This is a genomic window from Staphylococcus sp. EG-SA-14, from assembly GCF_017151935.1.
Taxonomy (GTDB): domain Bacteria; phylum Bacillota; class Bacilli; order Staphylococcales; family Staphylococcaceae; genus Staphylococcus; species Staphylococcus aureus.
In genome coordinates, this window is record NZ_JACVZM010000004.1 from 114971 (window position 1) to 139003 (window position 24033).

At 31.0% G+C, this 24033-nt stretch carries 19 protein-coding genes and 1 pseudogene; 3 read left to right on the forward strand and 17 right to left on the reverse strand.

From position 1 onward, the window contains the following. Positions 1 to 298: 298 nt before the first annotated feature. Together IDG63_RS04655 and IDG63_RS04660 are read left to right on the forward strand one after the other, a co-directional pair. Positions 299 to 1960 carry a Na/Pi cotransporter family protein gene (locus IDG63_RS04655; RefSeq protein ID WP_072414227.1) on the forward strand — a complete coding sequence of 554 codons (1662 nt, stop codon included), beginning with the start codon at positions 299 to 301 and terminating at the stop codon, positions 1958 to 1960. 280 nt (positions 1961 to 2240) lie between these two features. Next, positions 2241 to 2657 (forward strand): annotated as a pseudogene (locus tag IDG63_RS04660) (transposase); the annotation flags it as partial. A 399-nt stretch (positions 2658 to 3056) separates the two neighbouring features. Here IDG63_RS04660 and norC read toward each other — a convergent pair. From norC to IDG63_RS04730, 14 genes are all read right to left on the reverse strand, one after another. Then, positions 3057 to 4445 (reverse strand): multidrug efflux MFS transporter NorC, encoded by a 1389-nt coding sequence (norC, locus tag IDG63_RS04665; protein WP_001006432.1) that lies wholly within the window; start codon positions 4443 to 4445, stop codon positions 3057 to 3059. 1 nt (position 4446) lies between these two features. Continuing rightward, positions 4447 to 5625, reverse strand: coding sequence for a M20 family metallopeptidase (locus IDG63_RS04670; RefSeq protein WP_001075825.1), 1179 nt, complete (start codon positions 5623 to 5625; stop codon positions 4447 to 4449). Between the two features lie 150 nt (positions 5626 to 5775). Next, on the reverse strand, positions 5776 to 8013 hold the full coding sequence (gene aryK, locus IDG63_RS04675) for a transcriptional regulator AryK (protein ID WP_001188472.1): 2238 nt from the start codon (positions 8011 to 8013) through the stop codon (positions 5776 to 5778). A gap of 93 nt (positions 8014 to 8106) precedes the next feature. Continuing rightward, a complete protein-coding gene (locus IDG63_RS04680; protein ID WP_000977795.1) occupies positions 8107 to 8877 on the reverse strand; it encodes a tandem-type lipoprotein in 771 nt (256 codons plus the stop codon). A 64-nt stretch (positions 8878 to 8941) separates the two neighbouring features. Then, complete coding sequence (locus IDG63_RS04685) at positions 8942 to 9712, reverse strand: tandem-type lipoprotein (protein ID WP_001641276.1); 771 nt, start codon at positions 9710 to 9712, stop codon at positions 8942 to 8944. Positions 9713 to 9776: 64 nt separating this feature from the next. Then, positions 9777 to 10544: a tandem-type lipoprotein gene (locus IDG63_RS04690; RefSeq protein WP_000649986.1), complete on the reverse strand. Its 768-nt coding sequence runs from the start codon at positions 10542 to 10544 to the stop codon at positions 9777 to 9779. A 66-nt stretch (positions 10545 to 10610) separates the two neighbouring features. Beyond that, positions 10611 to 11381 carry a tandem-type lipoprotein gene (locus IDG63_RS04695; RefSeq protein WP_001817587.1) on the reverse strand — a complete coding sequence of 257 codons (771 nt, stop codon included), beginning with the start codon at positions 11379 to 11381 and terminating at the stop codon, positions 10611 to 10613. 51 nt (positions 11382 to 11432) lie between these two features. After that, on the reverse strand, positions 11433 to 12203 hold the full coding sequence (locus IDG63_RS04700) for a tandem-type lipoprotein (RefSeq protein ID WP_000977774.1): 771 nt from the start codon (positions 12201 to 12203) through the stop codon (positions 11433 to 11435). A gap of 220 nt (positions 12204 to 12423) precedes the next feature. After that, entirely contained in the window at positions 12424 to 13410 is a 987-nt protein-coding gene (locus tag IDG63_RS04705; RefSeq protein WP_000710578.1) for a phosphatidylinositol-specific phospholipase C, read from the reverse strand. A gap of 207 nt (positions 13411 to 13617) precedes the next feature. Beyond that, positions 13618 to 14100: a hypothetical protein gene (locus IDG63_RS04710; RefSeq protein WP_000714396.1), complete on the reverse strand. Its 483-nt coding sequence runs from the start codon at positions 14098 to 14100 to the stop codon at positions 13618 to 13620. A gap of 74 nt (positions 14101 to 14174) precedes the next feature. Beyond that, a complete protein-coding gene (locus IDG63_RS04715) occupies positions 14175 to 17327 on the reverse strand; it encodes a DEAD/DEAH box helicase (protein WP_000080566.1) in 3153 nt (1050 codons plus the stop codon). A gap of 266 nt (positions 17328 to 17593) precedes the next feature. Beyond that, the gene (locus tag IDG63_RS04720) at positions 17594 to 18196 is read right to left on the reverse strand and encodes a hypothetical protein (RefSeq protein ID WP_001641273.1); all 603 of its coding nucleotides are present in this window, start codon (positions 18194 to 18196) and stop codon (positions 17594 to 17596) included. A 207-nt stretch (positions 18197 to 18403) separates the two neighbouring features. Further along, positions 18404 to 18700, reverse strand: a complete 297-nt coding sequence (locus IDG63_RS04725; RefSeq protein ID WP_000201643.1) for a TfoX/Sxy family protein — start codon at positions 18698 to 18700, stop codon at positions 18404 to 18406. A gap of 48 nt (positions 18701 to 18748) precedes the next feature. Next, entirely contained in the window at positions 18749 to 18952 is a 204-nt protein-coding gene (locus tag IDG63_RS04730) for a DUF6007 family protein (protein ID WP_001641272.1), read from the reverse strand. Between the two features lie 308 nt (positions 18953 to 19260). On the opposite strand from IDG63_RS04730, the gene IDG63_RS04735 reads away from it, so the two are divergent. Beyond that, positions 19261 to 20247 (forward strand): tRNA dihydrouridine synthase, encoded by a 987-nt coding sequence (locus tag IDG63_RS04735; RefSeq protein WP_000662024.1) that lies wholly within the window; start codon positions 19261 to 19263, stop codon positions 20245 to 20247. 248 nt (positions 20248 to 20495) lie between these two features. Here the strand turns inward: IDG63_RS04735 and IDG63_RS14665 are convergent, their stop codons facing one another. The 3 genes from IDG63_RS14665 to IDG63_RS04755 form a co-directional block, all read right to left on the reverse strand. Continuing rightward, the gene (locus IDG63_RS14665; RefSeq protein ID WP_042908976.1) at positions 20496 to 22169 is read right to left on the reverse strand and encodes a coiled-coil domain-containing protein; all 1674 of its coding nucleotides are present in this window, start codon (positions 22167 to 22169) and stop codon (positions 20496 to 20498) included. Then, complete coding sequence (locus IDG63_RS04750; protein WP_000251225.1) at positions 22162 to 23097, reverse strand: dsDNA nuclease domain-containing protein; 936 nt, start codon at positions 23095 to 23097, stop codon at positions 22162 to 22164. The genes IDG63_RS14665 and IDG63_RS04750 overlap by 8 nt, the downstream gene beginning before the upstream one ends. 179 nt (positions 23098 to 23276) lie before the next feature. Continuing rightward, entirely contained in the window at positions 23277 to 23825 is a 549-nt protein-coding gene (locus IDG63_RS04755) for a Cap15 family cyclic dinucleotide receptor domain-containing protein (protein WP_000998228.1), read from the reverse strand. Positions 23826 to 24033 lie beyond the last annotated feature (208 nt).

Genomic DNA, 24033 nt, shown 5'->3' on the forward strand with positions numbered 1-24033 from the left:
GGTGATTTCAAATCATGGAGTGGGATAGAAATGATATGTTCACAAACTTTATTTCGTTATCCCACTCACATGATTTTTTTGATGACACATAATTGTATGATTGATTGCATCATTTTGTTAAACAAGTGATTGCAAACCTGCCATTTCACACTGAAAATTTACATAATAAGTGACGATATTTTACAAGTCATATACAAATAACATATATTGTTAAATAATTTTACCTAATCTTAACATTAAATTTACAATTATAAGCGATAATCTAAATATAAAGCTTATTTGAGGTGAAATAATGGAAATGTCGGTTACAGAAGTCATTTTCTCCTTTTTAGGTGGTTTAGGTATTTTCCTTTACGGCTTAAAAATCATGGGAGACGGGCTTCAAGCATCAGCAGGAGACAGGCTACGAGATATTTTAAACAAATTTACATCAAATCCAGTATTAGGTGTTATTGCAGGTATCATTGTAACTATTTTAATACAAAGTAGTTCAGGTACGACAGTTATCACAATCGGACTGGTAACAGCTGGATTTATGACATTGAAACAAGCCATTGGAGTGATAATGGGTGCTAATATCGGAACAACGGTAACTGCATTTATTATCGGTATAGATTTAGGCGAATATGCAATGCCAATTTTAGCATTAGGTGCATTTTTAATCTTTTTCTTTAAACGCTCTAAAATCAATAACATTGGCCGCATACTATTCGGTTTCGGTTCTCTATTCTTCGGTCTAGAATTTATGGGTGATGCCGTTAAACCTTTAGCATCATTAGATGGATTTAAGCAATTAATGCTTGATATGTCTACAAATCCAATACTTGCTGTCATTGTCGGCGCAGGGTTAACAGCACTAGTTCAAAGTTCAAGTGCGACGATTGGTATTTTACAAGAATTTTATCAACAAGATTTAATTAGCTTAAACGCAGCAATCCCTGTGTTACTAGGCGATAATATTGGTACAACGATTACAGCTATCTTAGCTAGTTTAGCTGGCTCAATCGCTGCAAAACGTGCGGCGCTTGTACACGTCATCTTTAACTTAATCGGTGTAATTATCTTCACAATTTTCTTGCCAGTTGTGATTCATTTGATTAGTTTGTTACAAGATGTATGGCACTTAAAACCAGCGATGACGATTGCAGTATCACATGGTATCTTCAACATAACAAATACTTTGATTCAATTACCATTTGTAGCAGGTTTAGCATGGATAGTTACAAAGCTTGTCCCAGGTAAAGATATTGCTGATGACTATAAACCTCAGCACTTAAACAAAGATCTTGTTTATCACGCACCTGGTGTTGCATTACAAGAAACTCAAAAAGAATTACAAAATGTTGGTCAGATTGTCTTATCAATGTTTGAAGACATTCGCGAAATTACAAAAGACGATAAAAAATTGATCAAAAAGCTTGAACAAAAGCATCAAGCTGTTGAAACAATCAATGATAGTATTCGAAATTATTTAGTTAGAATTTCTACAAAAGCCATTACGAAGGCAGACGTTGAGCGTTTAGCAGTTATGTTTGATGTCAATCGTTCTATTTTAAAAGTAGCAGAGCTAACAGAAGAGTATGTCGCTCAATTAAAACGCCAACATGATGAAGATATTCGCATTACAGAAGATGCACAACGCGGTATGGATAAATTATTCAACCATGTTGCTGAGTCATTTGATAAAGCCATTGACATGTTAGATGTTTATGACAAAACGAAAAAAGATGAAATTGTAGAACGTAGTAGAGAATCATTTAATATTGAACATAAACTACGCAAAGGTCATATTAAACGCCTTAATCGTGGTGAATGTACAACAAAAGGCGGATTACTATATATCGATATGATTGGTGTTCTTGAACGTATCGGTTATCATTCACGAAATGTTTCTGAAGCACTTGTTGGCCTTAACGATGATGTACCTACAGATGAAGAAATTGCAACAACTGAAATTTAATTTTTACTGTCTTATTTATATTCATATTTTTTTAAAATTAGAGATTCAGATGCATGTAAAACAGGCTGGGACATAAATCCCTAAAAAACAGCAGTAAGATAATTTTCAATTAGAAAATATCTTACTGCTGTTCTATATTTATACAATACTTCGTATTGAATGGCTTCGCTTTCCTAGGGTGCCGTCTCAGCCTCGGTCTTCGACTGGCACTGCTCCCTCAGGAGTCTCGCCATTAATACTACGTATTAACATGTAATTTTACTTTTAAATACTTTAAAAAATAAGACACTTTGTCCAACTTACACTACCAATAGAAACTTCTGTTAGAATTCCTCAAAATGATATTTCGTGATATGTTAATGAAATTGTTGAAACGATACCTGATAGTGAATTCGATGAATTCAGACACCATCGTGGCGCAACATCCTATCATCCAAAAATGATGTTAAAAATTATCTTATATGCATACACTCAATCTGTATTTTCTGGTCGTAGAATAGAGAAATTACTTCATGACAGTATTCGAATGATGTGGTTAGCTCAAAATCAAACACCTTCTTATAAAATTATTAATCGTTTTAGAGTAAATCCTAATACTGATGCATTAATTGAATCTTTATTTATCCAGTTTCATAGTCAATGTTTAAAGCAAAATCTTATTGATGATAATTCGATTTTTATTGAATGTCACAAGCTCTTTTATATTTAGCAAACTTTGTTATCTTAAATCGGCTATAATCACTGATATAATAATGCTTCATTAGTATGCGGTAAGCATGACGGACACTGTTCTCGGAGTCTGACCCCGAAACGTTTAATATACACTTTTACACGTCGCCTTCATTGAAGCGAATAGCCATTATCTTCACATTAGATATAGTTCCTTCTATATAAATGTCCAAATTTTTAGAACAACGCAATAAATAACCATCCACCTAACTTATCAAAAGTTTAAGTGGATGGTTTTTCATTTATATTTATATTAGTGTTAATCCAATCATAGATTTATCTATATGCACTGCTCTATACATTTCCTCATTTAATTTGCTTTACTTTCATTTATATCATTATCAAAACACTTGGCGTGTCATCGTTATTATTTCGCATCTTTGACACGTTTATCATCATTAGGAATCGCGAATAAAATTGCGATAAATGCCATGATTCCCATTAATACGTTAACCCAAAGTGCAATCATCGCACCTGTATGAATGCTCGTTGCAGCAACTGCACCAGCATATACAGCACCACTAATTGCGACACCGAATGCGCCACCAAGTGATGAAGCCATTTTATAAATACCTGAAGCAACGCCAACTTTATCTAACGGTGCATTCGAAATAGCTGTATCTGTAGAAGGTGTTGCATAAATACCTAAGCCTAGTCCGAAACATAAATATCCTACGACACAACTGATAACATAAAATATGCCTGGTAAGAATACTAATGAAATAAGTGCAATACCAATGACCACAATGAATGTACCTAATAACATTGGTCGCTTAGAACCCATTTTTTGTAATAATTTTTCACCAACTCGAATCATCAATAACACCATGATTAAATAAGTAATTGATAAGTATCCTGCCTGCAATGCTGTATAACCTAAACCTTGTTGCACGAATGTATTCGCTACAATTAATGTACCTGCAACACCGTTTAATAAGAAGTTCGAAATCGTTGCACCTGTATATGGTTTATTTTCAAATAATTTAAAATCAATAAGCGGATTATCTACTTTTTTCTCAACTTTTAAGAACATAGAGAATGCTACAATTACGATTGCAATCAAACCAAAGAACCATAATGATGTATAACCAAGTGCTGCACCTTTAGTAATGACAACGTTTAAACTTAGCAACATAACTACTAGAACAATTAGACCTGCAACGTCAAATTTATGTGTATTGGTAACTTCTGATTTCGTTTCAGGCGTCCCTTTGATGAGTAACATTGAAAGTACGGCAACGATAATTGAGAAGATGAAAATCCATCTCCAACCCATAGTTGTCGCAACTGCCCCTCCGAAGAGTGAACAGATACCACTTCCACCCCAAGAACCGATAGACCAGTAGCTTAAGGCACGCTGACGTTCAGCACCCTCATAATAAGTTTTCATAATGGCCAATGTGGACGGCATAATACACGCTGCTGATACGCCTTGTATAATACGACCTAAAATTAACAATGCTGGTAAATTTGTAATAATAATTAATGCTGAACCAATAATACTTAATAATAAGCCGATATTCGTCATTTTCACGCGCCCAATTTTATCTGCTAGACCACCTGCTCCAACGACAAACATACCTGAAAATAGTGCAGTTAGACTGACCGCTATACTAATTGTCCCCATGTCTGCACCAAAACTTTGTTGTAAATTTGGTACAACATTTACAAGTGATTGTGCAAACAACCAAAATGTAATAACACCTAATACAATACCTAAGATTAACTTGTTGCCCCCGCGATACGTTTCATTCATGTTAGTTATCTCCTTTAAGGTAATCTAAAACAACTGTCCCTACAGCTTCTGCCGAAATAAGTAATGATTTTTCTGAAATGTTAAATTTAGGATGATGATGTGGGTAAATTTCACCATCTTCCACAGCTGCACCTGTATAAATAAAGGCACTTGGACGTTCTTTAGCATAATATGCAAAGTCTTCTGAAGGTGGTTGTGGTTCACACATTTCAACACCAAAATCAAGGTTTGCTTCTTTCAACGTCTTAGCCACGTACTCAGTAAACTCTGGATCATTATATAATGCTGGATAATCATCGTTATATTCTAAGGTGCAAGTTACACCATACATATCCTCTAATCCTTTTGATAAACGTTTAATTTCTTTTTCAATTGTTGCTTTTGTAGCATCTGTTAATCCACGTACATCACCTTCAATTTCAACAACATCTTTAATGACATTGAATTGACCTTTACCGTCAAATGAACCGATTGTGACAACACCGGTTTCAAATGGACTTAGTCGTCTAGATACAACTGTTTGTAACGCTGTGACGAAGTAGCTACCTGCAACAATGGCATCATTGGCCATATGTGGTGATGAACCATGGCCACCTTTACCTTGAACTTTCAATTTGAAGAATGCGCGTCCTGTTTGAACATAACCAGGTCTGTAATACACTTTACCTGTTTTCATTGTGCTCATGACGTGTACACCTAATACATGATCAACACCTTCTAATACACCATTTTCAATCATTGCTTTAGCACCACCTGGTGGTACTTCTTCAGCTGGTTGATGTATCACAACGACTTTTCCTGTAAAACTATCTTTCATTTCAGCAAGCGTCTCTGCTAATACAAGCATATATGCTGTATGTGCATCGTGACCACATGCGTGCATAACACCTTTATTTTGTGATGCAAAAGATAATCCTGTATCTTCAGTAATGGGTAATGCGTCAAAGTCTGCACGGATTGCTAATGTTTTACCAGGTTTCCCTGAATCAATCGTTACTTTAATTCCACGTGGTCCGACATTCGTTTCTACTTCCACATCTTTACCTTTGTAAAATTCAGCGATATATTTCGCCGTTTCATCTTCATGAAAAGATAATTCTGGATGCTGATGTAAATAACGTCTGATCTCAATCATTTTGCCTTCTTTAGATTTTAAAGTTTCAATTAATTGTTGATTCATATCCTTCATCTCCTTAGTCACATCATAAATCATAAATCATTATTTATATTGCCAACAACAGAGATGTTAACCATTAATTTTTTGTAATTTTAGCTTTGAATATAAAAAATCACAAATTATGTATATCAAAATTTGTGATTTGTGATCATTTTATGAACTTGGGTAACGTTTTACTTCAATTAAGTGAATCCCATTCGTAATCATTTTAATGTTTAATGCCAGTGTGTCCGTGATATCTATATCATATACTTCTAATTTCGGAAAACTCATTCGATTAACGTAATCTATAGAGTCCTTGTCCATGCCATGTATCGTATGATGTTTGCGCCAAAGATTAAATAACGCACCATTTTCTTTATCTAAGGTAAAATGTTTAATCTTATACATACCGTCTTCTAGGGCATTAATGTTCAAATGAATCATTTCCGTCGCACGCATATTCATTTGATTGTCCAGCGCTAAGTACGGATTAAAATGCTTTGCATCATATAACAATATTTGAAAATTTGAATCAGTTCCCGTGACAATACATGTATCATCAGAATACAAAATATTGCTTGTTAATTTATTAAATAGCAATGCCGTGAAATAGACCGGACGTTTTCCATTATATTGATGAAACAGTTCAATAGAATTCATATAATCCCGTTCATTTCTACAATGACTGACGTGCAAATCATAATTCAACCAATACCCGATACCCTCTACTTTAGTACTTAATTTTAATAATTGCTCAATGATGATACCACCTCTAAAATATTCGCCGTTTGTAATAAATGTATCACCCGTCAATGTATTCCAATTGAGTAAAATGAGTGGACGCTTTAGGTTATGGCGATGCATTAAGTCGATAAGGTAATTCGTTTTATTAATAATCATTTGACTCGCGGTTTTAAATTCATCATCATTCATTTTATTAAAATCAACAGCATCATTTGAATTGGCATCAAATACAAAATGGTTGATGTGTGGCTCAAGTCGTTTCAACAATGGTAGATGTCTTTCCGTAGCTTGATCTAAGTGAATGTACAAGCCACCATTAGGGAATAATGCTTTAAAATAATCAATCATTTCAATTAAAGACGTGTGCAATGTCGTCACATACAAGTTGAACTTCAAATCTTTTCTATGACTGACATGCAGGGCAACGTGATGGATAAATACTTTGAATGCATCGATATAATCTCGTGAGTCATACTGATTCAAATGCATGGTTAGACTAAAGTTATGATCTAATAAAAAGTCTAAACACAAATCGATATCATAAAATATATTCGAAATCTCTGCATCATACGTGAATGGCGCATTGAGCTTTTTCATAATATATGGCATCACATCATATGCTAATACTTCATTGACTTGAAAATCATGATGACATGTAAGCAACTGTGATTGATACTGTGTATTGAGCAAATTCCTCAAATAGCCCACTTGAATAATATGATTAAATTGATTTAGTTGTTGATTAGTTGGTTTAAAGGCAATCTCTTTATAGTTCATCTTTTCAATATCTTCAATGAAATGATTCATTTCTTCAATGTAGTCATTTAAAAGTAATATCAATTCACGGTCGTGATAATTATGTTGTGCCGATTGTTGATTTTCAGTGATTGCTGGACGATCACCTCGATATTGTTTAGGCGTTTGATGCGTAAAGTGTTTAAATGTTCTCGCAAAGCTCGCTGCACTTGAAAAGCCATTTTGCAATGCAATATCAGTAATCGTTTCATCTGTGTATGTTAAATCGAGTTTCGCATGCTCAATTCGCGTCGTATTTAAGAAATGTTGGAATCCTACACCTAGCGATTCTGTAAACTTTTTAGACAGATGGCTCTCTGACCACCCAACGTATTCGCTTAATTCTGAAAGGCTTAAATCTTCATGAAAATGTAACTCGATATAGTCGCATACTTGATTCACTTTATCATCATTTAAGATACTTTGGTTCGAATGATATGTACGCGGGACATAATGAATCATATGCATAAGCAACTGAATGACAAGTTGTTGCTCAGTCAATTTAGACAACTCATTATGTCGAATGTGTGTTGAAACCAGTCTTGCCATTATATTTCTCAGTTGATGTATATTCTTGGTTGTGGTCGCATCTGTTAAGTGAAAATATAGACAATGCGCATCATCAAACTTGTCTGCCAAATATTTCATTTGGAATTGGATATAACATATGATGCCATCTTGTTGAAGTTGAAATCGATACAAGTCACGGTGGTTAATGATGAAAATGTCGCCACTGTTGCATTGCGTCATGTTATTTTCATCATAAATATGTGCCTCACCTTTAATAACAAAACCAATCATTAAACCATTGAGCCTTTTGAAATCTGGCATGCTTTCAGTTTCTACTCGAATTAAATAATCACGTTGCATACTATCCCTCAATTCAGTAATATGAATACGTTTATTTTACATTATTTTACAGCAATATATTTGAAATTCGTGTTGAATCGTGCGTGTGGATGATTATTTATCCTCACTCGGTTCAAGATGTAGACTATCACTAAAGTATATATTTTCACCTTTTTTCTCCACAAAAGTAAATTCAATATCTTTATATCCAACTGATGAGCCTTTTAAATTACCTGTACCTTTCAACAATAACTTTGGTGCTTTATTCGTTGGTATATTATATCTTTTTCTTAATTGTTTTACATTATAATCATCATTAGTTAATTGATATTTGGCTGAATAACTCGGTACCTCTGGATTGTATGAAATATCTCCATCTTTGTACTTCGACAAATCTTTAAAATCGCCGTATTGAACAAAAAACTTAAAGTTTTCGATTTCTTTTTTTATTTTTTCGTCTTTGATATCTTTAGTTGGTATAATTTTATTGTCGACCATTTTAACGGGATATTCTTTATCTTTACTCTTAGGTCTACCATCTTCATCATGAAGTGTTTCACTCACTATATACTTCCCGGTTGTAGTCTTAGTGTTTCTATTCATATATAGAACCATACCTTTTGATTTCATACGTTCCCCTTTAGGTTGAACAACCATTTCAGAATTAATAATCCATGTGCCTTTATCGTTTTTATGAAATTGATCATCACGATAGCCTTCTTTATCGTATAAATCCTCTAGATTTTTAATCGGATACATACTCAATGTTTTTTCAAAACTTTTCTTTATTTCCGCTTCTTTACCTATGCCACAACCAGCAGTGATACTAATGACTAAAAATAAGAAACTAATACCTAACACTAATTTATTTAAACGTTTCATCACCTTACAACTCTCTTCTTTTTATTTTGTTTCCTTGAATCGATTTCATACTCTTTATTAGTCACGATTATTCATCATTACTCGGTTTAAAATGTAGGTTAGCTGTAAAGTAAGTGTTTTCTCCTTTTTTCTCTACGAAAGTAAATTCAATTTTTTTGTATCCAACTGATGAACCATCTAAATTTCCTGAACCTTTTAACAATAACTTTGGAGCTTTATTCGTCGGTATATCATATCTTTTACGTAATTGCTTTACATTATAATCATCATTGGTTAGTTGATATTTTGCTGAATAAATCGGGGCTTCTGGATTATATGAAATATCTCCACCTTTATACTTCGTCAAATCTTTAAAATTGCCATACTGCGCGAAAAACTTAAAGTTTTCGATTTCTTTTTTTATTTTTTCATCTTTGATATCTTTAGTTGGAATGATTTTATTGTCAATCATTTTAACGGGATATTCTATTTGATTATCCAGAGGTCTGCCATTTTCATCCTTCTTTATCGCATTAACATAGTAAAATCCTTTTGCACTTCTTGTATTTCTATTTAACTTCAAAACCATACCTTTTATATTTAAGGCTTCTCCCTTTTTCTGAATTGCCATTTCAGAACTAATAGTCCATGTTCCTTTATCATTTTTATCAAATTCGTCATCACGATAGCCTTCTTTATCGTATAAATCCTCTAGATTTTTAATCGGATACATACTCAATGTTTTTTCAAAACTTTTCTTTATTTCCGCTTCTTTCCCTGTACCACAACCAGCAACGATACTGATGATTAATATCAAAAAACTAATGTACAATACCAATTTGTTTAATCGTTTCATCATTTCACAATCCTATTTCTTTTTATTGTTTTTCCTGGATCGATTTCATAATTTGATCGAATCATGATTATTTATCCTCACTTGGATTAAAATGTAACCCATCACTAAAGTATATATTTTCTCCCTTTTTCTCTACGAAAGTAAATTCAATTTTTTTGTAGCCAATTGATGAACCTTTTAAATTCCCTGTACCTTTCAACAATAGCTTTGGTGCTTTATTCGTTGGTATATTATATCTTTTTCGTAATTGTTTTACATTATAGTCATCATTAGTTAATTGATATTTTGCTGAATAACTCGGCACCTCTGGATTGTATGATATATCGCCGTCTTTGTACTTCGACAAATCTTTAAAGTCGCCATATTGAACAAAGAACTTAAAGTTTTCGATTTCTTTTTTTATTTTTTCATCTTTAATTTCTTTAGTTGGAATGATTTTATTATCGACCATTTTAACCGGATATCTTTTTTCGTTATCACGATGTATACCTTTATCTTCTCTTTCTATAACATCAACATAGTAATAGCCATTTGTTGTTCTTGTATTTCTATTCATATATAAAACCATGCCTTTTATATTCATATCTTTTCCATTAGATTGAATCGACATTGACGAACGAACAATCCATGTTCCCTTATCATTTTTATCAAATTGATCATCACGATATCCTTCTTTATCGTATAAATCCTCTAGATTTTTAATCGGATACATACTCAACGTTTTTTCAAAACTTTTCTTTATTTCCGCTTCTTTCCCTGTACCACAACCAGCAGTAATACTAATAACTAATATCAAAAAACTAATGTAAAATGCCCATTTACTTAAACACTTCATAACCTTACAACTCTCTCCTTTTATTAGGTTGTCCTGGATTGATTTCATATTCTGGTTAAAAGATGATTATTTATCCTCGCTCGGTTCAAGATGTAGACTATCAGTAAAGTAAATATTTTCATTTTTATTCTCTAAAAAAGTAAATTCAATTTTTTTATATCCAACTGATGAACCTTTTAAATTCCCTGTACCTTTCAACAACAGCTTCGGCGCGTTATTTGTTGGTATGTCATATCTTTTACGTAATTGTTTTACATTATAATCATCATTAGTTAATTGATATTGAGCTGAATAACTCGGCACCTCTGGATTATATGATATATCTCCATCTTTATAATTCATTAAATCTTTAAAATTGCTATATTGCGCAAAAAACTTAAAGTTTTCGATTTCTTTTTTTATGTTTTCTTCTTTAACTTCCTCAGTAGAAATGAATTTATTATTAATCATTTTAACTGGATATTTTTTTTGATTATCCTGAGCTACTTCGTATTTCTCCGTCTTTATTTCATTAGTATAGTAAAATCCTTTTGCACTTCTTGTATTTCTATCTATCTTCAAAAGCATGCCTTTTATTTTTAGAGCTTCTCCTTTATTTTGAATTGCCATTTGAGAATTTACAATCCATGTTCCCTTATCATTTTTATCAAATTGATCATCTCGATAGCCCTCTTTGTCATATAAATCCTCTAGGTTTTTAATCGGATACATACTCAACGTTTTTTCAAAACTTTTCTTAATTTCCGCTTCTTTACCCATGCCACAACCAGCAGTGATACTAATGACTAAAAACAGAAGACTAATACCAAGCACTAATTTATTTACACGTTTTATCATTTCATCACTCTCTTTTTCCGGGATTGATTTCATATTCTGATTGAGCCATGATTATACATCTCCGCTTTTTTTATAATCTAAGCTATCACTAAAGTATATATTTTCTTCTTTTTTCTCTACAAACGTAAATTCAATATCTTTATATCCAACTGATGAGCCTTTTAAATTCCCTGAACCTTTTAACAATAACTTTGGAGCTTTACTCGTCGGTATATCATATCTTTTGCGTAATTGTTTTACATTATAATCATCATTAGTTAATTGATATTTAGCCGAATAACTCGGCACCTCTGGATTATATGAAATATCTCCGTCTTTATAATTTTTCAAATTTTTAAAGTCTCCATATTGAACAAAGAACTTAAAGTTTTCGATTTCTTTTTTTATTTTTTCATCTTTAATTTCTTTTGTTGGAATGATTTTATTATCGACCATTTTAACCGGATATCTTTTTTCATTGTCGTGCGGTTTTCCTTCATCCTCGTCCTTAGTCACATCGACATAGTAGTAACCATTTGTTGTTTTGGTATTTCTATTCATATATAGAACCATGCCTTTAGCTACCATATCTTCATTATTAGGTTGAATAACCATTTCAGAATTTATAATCCATGTACCTTTATCATTTTTATCAAACTGATCATCACGATAGCCTTCCTTATCGTATAAATCCTCTAGATTTTTAATAGGGTACATACTCAATGTTTTTTCAAAGCTTTTCTTAACTTCCGCTTCTTTACCTATGCCACAACCAGCAGTGATACTAATGACTAAAAACAGAAAAATAATGCCTAACACTAATTTGTTTAATCGTTTCATCATCTTACAACTCTCTTCTTTTTAAAATGATTTGTTTTTGTTAATTACATATATTTATCAATTTATAACACTTTTTCACTTTAATATTATCAAAAATTTCACAAACAATCTGTTCAATTTATAATATTGTTGAATTATTACTTATTTTCAAAATAAAAACGAGTAGTGAAAATAATTAGAATCTAACTATTTTCATACTCGTCTTAATATCATTATTGAATCCTTATTTATTACTATCTATAATTTCACTTACGATATCATCATATCCAGGCCACGGATATCCTGCATAGTCAACAATCAGCCAACCAGTTCTAGCTTTCCCGTTTTCTTTAATCGTTTTTGCAATTTCAGGATTTATATGTGACGCATAGTTATAAGTACTATTAAATGCGCTGCCTCCAGACGCTACACTCAAGAAATTCACATATACATTGTCTTTGTTACTATCCGTTTTAGCTTTAGCCAATAAATTTTTAACAGCTTCAACTTTTTTATCATAGTAATCTTTATACTCATCTTGTACTTGTAAATTTAAGCTACCATTATTAATTTTCGTTTCAAATGTCGCGTTATCTGCCCATTGAATGCCAGACGTGTCAGCACCATAACCACTTTTTATGTATGTACCCCCCATTCTATTGAATAGGACAATTTTACCTTTCGTTTCTTTTAAAGTAGGATTCGCATTACTTCCTGTGTAAAAAAGATTCTGATATTGCGGGTTATTATAATAATATTCTCTAAAAATTTCTTCAAATGTCTTCGTAACTTTAGAATCGCTATCGTAGTCCTTTTTCATAGACATCACAATTGTTTCGTTTGGATAAGCACTCAAGTAATATTTAGCATCATCTAAAAATTTCCCTAGTTCATGATGCAGATAAACCATGCCGTGATGAACCGAAATCATATTATCAGCACTTGCTCTACCTCTAATATCAAAAAACCTGACTCCCGACTTCATTTGAGTAAGGTAATCTTTGTCTTGAGTCTTTGCCCAAACCGATTTTACTGGATCCTTTAAAGTGAATGAACCACTATCATGTGAGCCTGGCATATTAATCTCAGTTAAATGTTTGCTTTCATCAAGTTTACTCATCCAATTTTCTGGACTTTTACTCAACGAATCTGACGCATGTGCTGAATGATACCAACCACTCATCACTACTAAAATGATACTTAAAAACAAAGTCTTAATACACTTTTTCATAATATCAACTTCTTTCTATATTTAATACATTAATTATACATCTTTTTTTAAATAAAAATATGTGTAAAATTTTAAAACTTATTTAAATAATATTCATGAGTATGCATTATAGAAATTAATGACATATGATTCAAAACCATGTAATTTAACTTTATAGTTGTACGTAAAATTTAAGGAGCTAGCTTTATAATCGCCAGCTCCTTATCATTATTTTTTATCTTCCATTGTGTAACATACGAGGCCAAATAGAATGCCACCTATACTCCAAACGATTAAATCACTCCTAGTATTTCCTAAGTCAGTGATACCGTATATATCAGCTACAGTGCCTGCTGTCAGCGCCAATGATGTAAATAAAATTGCTACTAAAATTGATTTTAGTTTAACGAAATCCTTACTATTTTTCTTATTTTCTTTATCTTTGCCACGCTTAACATCGTACGCTTTCAAGAAACGTAGTCCAATTAGTGCTTCAATTAAAATTAAAACGATGATGATTTGAGTGGTGATTGATAGTTTAGGCTCCAAAATGTGAATGAATATGTTAGAAATTACTAACGCAAGCAAAACGAGCATTGAATATGCATATAAAATGATAAATTTTGCCCCTTTTAATTCTTTAGTTGTTCCATTCTTGTCTGTTTGAGATCCACTTATTGCATTTAATATCCAGCTGTTAAATTTCTTCATTATTCAATTTTGCTCCTTTTAAAATGTATAAATTGCTCGGTAATTAAGTATCAAGTAATACTGTTATTTCAATTTCATTTTACATCTCTTTCTTTAAAAATCGTCTCATAAAATGGTTTCGACTGTATTCTTTGCATGTCACCAATTACATAAAACTCTTTCTTAGCTCTTGTCACTGCAACGTTTAACAAGTTTGGTTTTTCGCATGACCAGTTCACAGCACCATCTTGGGTATTATCAGTACCTATTACAAAATACACCTTCTGAGCCTCTTTACCTTGAAAAGTATGAACAGTACCAATGGATTTATCGACCCATTGATTAATTTTTGTACGTTCAATATCAATTCTAGTCGGTAGTTGTTGCTTTAACATACGTTTAATCTGTTGCTGTACTGCTGAAAAAGGCGATATTACAAATGAGCTCGGTTCATTTTTACCTTCCTTAATTGCTTCAATCCAATCATCAGCTAGTAATCCCACTACTTTTTCGCCATGCTCTTTCACAAATTGTTTTTGAATTGCGTTTCCTTTAACGTCATACCAACCTGTTTTACCTACTTTTGTAATATTACTTGGCAACACCATTTTATTATTATAAGCGATTTGGTTAGCTATCGTGAACATAGGTTTTAAACATCGTCTGTGCACCCATAAAGGTATGCCTATCCATGTTTTTTGATTACTATCAGTAGCATCAGATTTCCAAAAACCATATTGATTAGCGTTGTCAGCGACAGACTGCACAGAAGCTTCTTTAGAAACTAGATATTCCGGAACATGATAATTTTTACGAATGTTATCAATTAAATGACTTTCTAAAGTCACAACCGGTTCAATTTGAATCGGATCACCTACAGCTACAACTTTTTTTGAACGATATAATGCTCCCACAGCTGCTTGAGGTATTGCTTGTCCTGCTTCATCAATAAATAAGTAGTCTATGAAATCTTTTGGTATGCCCCCATACATAGATTTAAAGCTTGCAAACGTCGTACTAACTACTGGAAATATTAAATGCATCACATTCCATGCGTTGTGTACTTTATCTGGATTTGCATCAATTAATTTCCTTCTATCTTTAAAATCATTAATCGCATAATAAATAGTTGTATTATTAGCAATCAATAATAATTTATGCAATATCATTGCTCTTAAAAAGAGCATGGCACGTCTGTATTGAAGTTCGTCACTCGTCCACAGATTAGTAACTTGGCGCTCATCATAATTGTTGTCACTCCAAAAATCTTTTTCTGGAATTGTAATTTTTGACTCAATACGATATGCTTCTAACTCTTGTAACTGTGAATTTAACTCGTCTAATTGCAACTGTACTTTAGTTAATTGTTTAATTAATTTCTCTTTTTCTTTTAGTTTGCTAACAAGGTCTTCATGTTTGTTTTTTTTACATTTCTCTAACTCTAACTGTTGTGTTAATAATTGTTGCTTCTCTTTATTATGATCTTTATAGCTTTCATCTTCTTCTGAATTAAACATCGCTTTCAGTTTGTTAATAAAACCTTTGTTGCTTTCTTTGATGGATTTAATTAACTCATTTAAAGTTTCTATTTGCTTTGTATTATAATTAATTCGATCACCCAAATCTTCAATTTCTTTATTGTCACAAGATATTTGAATTTCTAAATGATTCAACTTTTCCTTAACATTCATTTTTTCGCTATTTAGTTCATGTTCAATCTTAGAGAAAGACTCACAATTTTTATAAACATCATATGCTCTAATAGATTCTTCTTTTAACATTTCAACATGCCTCAACTCTTCTAAAAATGCACGTTGATGTGCTTGCCATTCAGTCATTAACTCGTGATAACTCATACGATTATTTTCATTTTGAAGTAATCTAGCAAAGCCAATATCATTCCCATCTTTTTTTAGCATGTGCTCCAATACTTTATTAATGTTACTGCTTTTTCCAAATACTCCAGAAAATAAGCCCCAGGCACTTTCACCAATCAAACCTTCAGCTATTTCAGCAAAATCTTTTAATTCATGTGCTAAATTTGCATAATTCTGTTCATATTTAGGGAATTTACATTTTTCGGGATTTCTTATAATTTCTTCAATTTTCGGTAAATCTTTAGATATATTTTCAACAGCTCCATTATTACTAGATGCGACTACCATCTTATATTTGGCAATAGATTCCTTTAGTAAGTATACGTATTTATCATCCGTTTCATGAATTTTTGTTTTGACAAATGCATCTTTAGGATTATTTAGTTTAGCTAACTCTTTACCTCTTTCAACTACTAGATGAGCAAATATATCTTTTAATAAAGTAGTCTTACCTGTCCCTGGTGGCCCATTAACTGAACTTATTCTTTCATTACCACTCGTAATTTGGTTTACAGCAAGTTGTTGCATTAAAGACAATCTAAACTCAGTCTGTGATGGCCATCGTCCATCAGGCAAACGTGAAGGATGTAAAAATTTGTCAAACATTTCTTTATTTTCATCTACTTCTATGCGCTGACTTTCTTCTACACCTTCAATGTAATCAATTAAAGTTTGGTTGGGAGATTTTCTTGCTTCCTCAATATCACTTATGAAGAAACTGTTAAATTCCGGCTGTGGTAAATCACTATCTTTCACATATTCTATTGCTACATAATGTCCAAATAATCCATCTTTCTTTGAATTTAATACAGAAAAGTACTCATCATAAGCTTTGTCCATCTTCTTCAATTTAAATTCATTAATTGGTTCATCTGCTAAAATTTCTTTTACTTTTTGAACAAATTTTTCAACAGAATCATTAAATTTTTCTTCTATATTGGCATTTTTGTTCTTTTCAATTTCTTTTAATGCACTCATAATCATCGGAATATGTATAGAATCAACTATCACTTTGCCGTGTTTATCTGTGTTAAATGTGTAACCATAACAGTGTGTCCCATTTGGATTATGAATATCAGAATAATCATCAAAAATATCCTGAATTTTCAAATTAATTTCATTATAGCGGAAGCAATGTCTATAAAATTTAAATATAAGTTCCCCAGTCTCTGATTTTTCTTCTGATATAATAAAGCGTTCAGAATTCCATATTTCAAAATATTCATCAAAACTTTGAAGTTGTGCTTGCTTTGCACCATTTTTAAAATGTTCAGCTGAGAGTATATCTTCCGCTGTAAAATTTACTTCTCCTGGACTTAAAGATTCAATTAACAACCAAGCCGATAACGTATCATTTAGCAATTGACTCATGAAATCCCACCTTGTTCCCTATTTGTTTTTTACTTAATGCTATTTTAACAAATAATTTAATCATATTAGTGTTTTTTCAAAAATATTCATATATTATCATTACCATATTTATTCAACAAATGTTTGTAAAATCCTCACTAATAAAATTAATCGATATGACCATAATTTATTATCCAATAAATGACTATAAAAATTTCTTCTATGCCTTCATTTCCAACTAAATTTGAACACCAAAAAAGAGCACTCCTGAATGAGCACTCCCTTAATTATCTTTCCATTATATTTGTATTGTCGACGGTTTCGATTTCTTTATTTTTATTTGTAGCTTTTTTCGCAACAATTAACAACGTTGAAAGTACTGCTAAAGCTAAATAAGCATAACCGCCCGCTTGTTTCATTACAAAACTACCGTAATAGTATCTTACGCCACCTTCGTCCATATAAATTTTCGTAGTGTGAACCAAAACTAGAGATAAGCCTAGACAAATTGACAAACCAATCGTAGTGTAAACCATGTATTTTTTAAATGTCTGTTTTTTCTTTTTTTGCTTATAAAACGGTAGAAAACATAATCCATATGGCATTAAAAAAATGATACCTGCAATACCAAAGGTAAGTATGACAAGCCAAAAAAGAAACGCTGATACTATATAATATAGATAAAATTGAGAAATACCCGCCGTAGCCAAGATTAGAAATAAAATAGTAGTAGCGAATTTATATGTCTCACTTACTTTATTAACTTGGTTTAAAAAGTTATCGATTGCTTTATTCTTTTTTGAAATATGTACTATACCTTCTATAATCACCCAAATAATACCACCAATAACTAACAAAGCAAAAACTGGGGTTACGAGACTAATTAACATATCGTTCACCTGCTCACCTCTATTTTCAAATAATTGTGATTGAATTGAATCATTCTAGTTTTGTAAAGTTACTTATTCAATTTATTATATTTATTAACTCTATCATAGCAAAAATACTGTTTGTGTATAACAATAAATCGAGATACTCAATAATTTGATAATATGAAATTGATACTTTTCAAAATAGTTGAGTATGGCAATTTATGATTAGTTTTTCAAATCATTTTTTATGAGCTCAAATAAATTAGTGAGATTTATTGCTTCGGTAATGTCTGGAATTAATATCATTTCTTTGGCACCTGGATATGGCGAAACTAATGTATTATCTTGCAATTGATGACGTGCACTTTTAGTCGCCTTAACCAATAATCTATTATCATACAAACCACCTATAACCACACTATCATAATAAATAATATATTCTCCCATCATCTTTCTAGTTTTAACGGCATTTGAATTCACATGATTTAAAAATAAATCATGTACATCTTTCTTAGTCGCCATTGTAATCGCTCCTTCAGTTTTATGTTTAATCACATTCGTATTAATGAATCATTTCGTGTTGCTCTTAATTTTATCTATAATTATATGCGTAGTTAAAATCAAACCTATGGAAAAGAAAATAATGATAACAATGTTAATAAATATAGTTATAAAATTATAATTCGGCAGATACACGAATAGTAGAAACATAGGTACTGTAAAAAATAAGTCATACCAACCTAAACCTTTTAAAGAGTGTCTTAAATCTTCCATAATATTACCTTTATAAATTTGTCTTTGTTATAAGATAACTTATAAATCACATTACTGTATATGTAGCAAAAGAAAATTCTGAATCATAATAATAAGTAGTGTATCATTAATAATGAACAATTTAACGCGATAATCCTTGATTTGTATATTGATCAACTTATCACAACATTCATTTTAGACTACTCGTAGACTTCCCTTTCAAATGGTTGTATCAACTAAAATTCCTTTTGTATAAGTTCGTCTTTTGTGGTAATATCATCATGCATAAAAAATCGAGATACTAATTATAAAGAGGGTATAAATATATTATGAAGGAAAATTTTTGGAGTGAATTACCACGTCCATTTTTTATTTTGGCGCCAATGGAAGACGTTACAGATATCGTCTTTCGACACGTTGTAAGTGAAGCAGCTAGACCGGATGTGTTTTTCACTGAATTTACAAATACCGAGAGCTTTTGCCACCCTGAAGGCATACATAGTGTGCGCGGACGCTTAACTTTTAGCGAAGATGAACAGCCGATGGTCGCTCATATATGGGGAGATAAGCCAGATCAGTTCCGTGAAACGAGTATTCAACTAGCTAAAATGGGCTTTAAAGGCATTGACTTAAATATGGGATGTCCTGTAGCAAATGTTGCTAAAAAGGGTAAGGGTTCCGGCTTAATCTTAAGACCTGACGTCGCTGCCGAAATTATTCAAGCAACTAAAGCAGGTGGGCTTCCGGTAAGTGTTAAAACACGCCTTGGCTACTATGAAATCGATGAATGGAAAGATTGGTTGAAGCACGTCTTCGAACAAGATATTGCCAATTTATCTATTCATCTTCGTACACGTAAAGAAATGAGTAAAGTAGATGCACATTGGGAATTAATCGAAGCTATTAAAAATTTACGTGACGAAATTGCACCAAATACATTGTTAACAATTAACGGTGATATTCCCGATAGAAAAACAGGACTTGAACTTGCAGAAAAATATGGCATTGATGGCGTCATGATTGGTAGAGGCATTTTCCATAATCCATTCGCTTTTGAAAAAGAACCACGCGAACACACAAGCAAAGAACTATTAGATTTGTTGAGATTGCATTTATCATTGTTTAACAAATATGAAAAAGATGAAATACGACAATTCAAGAGTTTGCGTAGATTCTTTAAAATCTATGTGCGTGGCATAAGAGGCGCTAGCGAACTTCGCCATCAGTTGATGAATACACAATCAATTGCAGAAGCACGAGCACTACTAGATGAATTTGAAGCCCAAATGGACGAAGACGTTAAAATAGAATTATAGTATGAGAAATAAAGGAAAGGAGGAATTTAAGTTTCCTCCTTTTTACTCGTTCTAATTCATTTTCTTTACCTACTTCATAATATCTTTTAACTGTTCTTGAGTCACAATCATTTGATCTCCTATCAAAGGTTGAGTTAGGAAATGATTATATAATTTTAAAAAGAAAAAATATAGGAAAAACAACATTTTCATTTCGTCATTTTCCTATATTATACTAGTCATTTACACGTAATATTATTATATTTTTTCTATAAAATATTTAAATTTTGAATTAGTTCTTTCTCTATATCAGAAAAAAATTTCTCTTTTAATAAAGGTCTCTCTATTTTTATCTCATTAACAGGATTTTCTATAAACTTTAAATTTTCTTTTATTATTGAAAAAAATGTTTGGTTATTTAATGTCAAAAAATATTTATCAATTGCACCAAACATTTTTTCTAATGCTATTGAGTCTGTCTCATTTTTTACAAATGAATCAATAGCAAATGGCAAACCAAAATCTTCCATACTATCTAGAAGGTTCATATAAACCAGATATAATGTTAATAAATCTTTATTTAGAAATGTTCCGCTACCATTTAATTTATTAAAGTTTAATACTTTTTTTTCAGACAGTCCCGTAGTTTCCATTTGTAGTGATATTTTATTTTTTAGTTTTTTAAATTTTTGATTAATATTTTCTAAATCAGTTTTTAAACTCTTTTTAAGCTTTGAAATTTCATTTTTCAAGCTTTTTATTTCCTGATCTATTTCTTTCAATTCAATAACTTCTTCAATTTTTAATATTTCTAATTCTTGTAATACTTTTTGATTTACATAATTATCAATATTCGATAATTGCTTTAATTCTGAAAGACGTTCATGATAAAGTTCAAATTGATTCTCAAGATTTTGAATTTCTATTAATTTCTTTTGAATATTGTTTTCTGTTTTTATTATTTCTTGATTTATACTATCTTTTCGTAATAATATTTCTATCTTATTATCATCTAATTCCATCCTTGTTAAGGATTGGCCTCTTGTTAGTACTGAATGACAATAAGTACATTCATAACTTACTTCTGATAATCTTTTTTTTGTTTTTGTTAATAATTTTCTCAATTCTTCCCTGTCTTGTTGTAAAATATCAAGCTTCATTTTTTCTTTAGATAACTTGTCTGTTTTTTGAGTGATCATTTGAGAAAATCGATCTGTTTCTTTAATATAGAAATCTACTTGTTTTTTAAACTCTTCAAATTCTTTTGGTATCGTTTTCGAAATGTTTTTTTGAGAACTATAATTTTTATATACAGAATCTACTTGTTCAATTTTCACTTTTTTTTCTTTCGATTTCTCTTTATATTTATTGAGTTTATTTATTTTATCATTCATTATATTATTAGAAATACCTAAATAGTATTCAAATACTTCTTTAGGAAAACTTTGACTTTTATATTGTGCTAAACCCTCAAATGAGTTCTTATATAGAATTCCATCCCATGATTTATCTTGATCAATATACAATGGGCTCAAAATAGCTTCCAGTGAAGCTAAACTAGAAGTATTTTTATTCTTACTAACTAATTTTAAATTCATCTCCATCTTATCTTGAAACCAATCAGAATAGTCTTTTAAGTATCCAAACTTTTTAATTTTCCCATCATCTAAAACTGTTATTATATTATTATATCTCTGAATCAATATCTTATTTTTATCAATAACTATTTCTAATTGAAAAACATAATTTTTGTAGTCCCATCCTTTTGGAAACGCTTTTAAATTTGATCCTAAACAATACTGTATTGATTTTATAAGGCTAGATTTCCCTTCCCCGTTCCTTTCGCTAATTATCAAATTAGATTTTTCTGAAAATTCAAACTTATTTGCTTTTTTTTCTTTATTATCAAGTATCGATAAACTTATTATTGTTAATTTATTCATATGCAATCTCCTCTAAAATATCGCAATAAGCCGATATAGCAATGGCATATTTAGTATTCTCTGATAAACAATTCATTTCTGACAAATTAAATGTTTCAGATATTAATGTACTAATGGAATTATTTTCCAACTTTTCTTCATCAGATTTCAAAAATCTTATAACAGCTTTTTTTACAGCCATGTATTCTAAAATTATTTTCTTCTCTTCCTTTTTAATTTTCTCTTCTTTCAACGAATTAAATCTTAAATTTTTTAATTCTTTTTCAAAACGAGCTTTTGCAGTTATTTTCTGTAAAATCAAATCTAATTCTTTTGACGTTATTTTTTTCAGTTCTTTATCTTGTTCAGTTTGAACTTTTTTTTCAGACTTTTGAAGAATTTGTTGAAATAATTCATTAAGTATTACTTCGGCTCTACCCTCAACAACTATATTTTGTTGTACTAATTCTCCCTTTAAATATATCCTAGCATTCTTCATATCGTTATCAAATGCTGTTTTTACCAATGAAAAATTTTCAACACGATCATTATTCACTTTATTTTTTTGGTCATTTGATAGTAACCAAGAGTTTGAAAACAGTTCTTCTTCATCTGTTTGTTCCTGCATGCTTTCCATATCTTTTCGGCTAAAGCTAAAAACAACTATTTTATATACAGAATCTGATTTCCCAGATGAAAGATTTTTTTCAAATATTGAAAGCTTCCCTTTTTCACCTTTTAAAAGCTTGTTAAAGGTTAAATTTTTTTCTCCTTTAACTTGTATACATGCATGATAATCATCGCCATAATTTACTTCGAAATCTTCATCTGCTTCAACATAAATTTTGAAATTTGGTTTCTTATAATTTCTAATTGCTACTAAAGAAATTACACAATTTTGATAGTTAAACCCTCTTTGAGCATTTGCTCCACCATTTTCTCTTACCATAAATTCCCTCCATTACATTTATTAGTGATGGTTATTTGTTGTCGATATTTTACATAAAATGAGTTATAAAACATTTAAGTCATCTCTTTCTTATCCTCCTACTTATGATACGCCTCCCCTTGTTAGTGATATTGCTAAAAATACCAAAATAAAATTGAATTTATTTTGGTATCAATACTTTATTTTAGTTTTTTGAGTCTTAGATCACCTGTGGTTTCGGCTCCAGTCCAATACTTTCCAGTCAATTCATTTTCTTCAACTATTAATCTTGTTGTTCCTCGATTAATAGGATTTTTCTTTTCGAATTCGGCTTTTGGATTTGTTATATAAGTATAGTACAATATATTTTTACCATGTTCTTCAATAATATCTGCTGTAATACTATTACTAGTAATTTCATCGCTTCTGAATTCAATATTTACTGTTAAAAAAGTTTGTTTTATTTCCACACTTACCTTTTTAATTCCACCTTCTCCATAAAAATGTCTGAGTGTTGCCTCATAATCTCCTGATATATCAGCTTGCTTATTAAATATACGAAACAATTTCCACTTCCACATAAACCTTTCATACCCTATAGTAATAAATGTTGATATTGTTACAGTATAACTTATGATATCTATCCATCCTATTTGCCATACCGTACATGATACTATAATTAGTAACAAGAAAAAGAGTCCTGTAAACCATCCTGTTATTTTAATCAAATGATTTATTTTGTCATTCATTTTTTTTCTCACCACTATATTCAAAATAATTCTTTACATCCAGAATAAAATTTTTATAAACATTATTTTTTTCTTGAGAATCGCATAAATATAGAATGTCATTAGATAAAGTCCGTATAATTGTGTAAAAGTAAAAAGGCCATATAACAGTCCTTTTACGGTACAATGTTTTTAACGACAAAAACATACCCAGGAGGACTTTTACATG